This window comes from Rhizobium phaseoli (assembly GCF_010668805.1).
Classification (GTDB): Bacteria; Pseudomonadota; Alphaproteobacteria; order Rhizobiales; family Rhizobiaceae; genus Rhizobium; species Rhizobium phaseoli_A.
The window spans coordinates 1-398 of sequence record NZ_WUFT01000130.1; the positions used below are offsets into that span (position 1 = coordinate 1).

Below are 398 nucleotides of genomic sequence, written 5' to 3' on the forward strand. Positions count from 1 at the left end.
GAATCACGCGCCCCGCCGCCTGCACGACCTTCTGCATGCCCGGAAACAGATACGCATAGTCGTAGCCGTTGCCGAACTGCGCATCGAAGGTGCGGCGCATCTGTTCGTTGACGTCGTTCATCTGCGGCAAGCCGAGCGTCGCGATGAACGCGCCGATGAGCCGTTCGCCGACCAGATCGATGCCCTCCGAAAACGCGCCGCCCAGCACCGCGAAGCCCACGCCCGCGCCGCCCGTCGCGAAGCGCGCGAGGAACGCGTCGCGCGCGCGCTCGTCCATGCGCGGCTCCTGCGTCCAGATGGGCACCTGCGGATGCCGTTCGCGCATCGATCCCGCGACGCGCTGCAAGTAATCGAAGCTGCTCAGAAAGCCGAGGTAGTTGCCCGGACGCGCGGCGTAC

General features: G+C 67.6%; 1 protein-coding gene. It reads right to left on the reverse strand.

The window, feature by feature from the left end; all coding sequences use genetic code 11:
• Positions 1–398: helicase C-terminal domain-containing protein (locus tag GR197_RS31710; RefSeq protein WP_210255059.1), on the reverse strand; the 398-nt coding region annotated here is incomplete at both ends.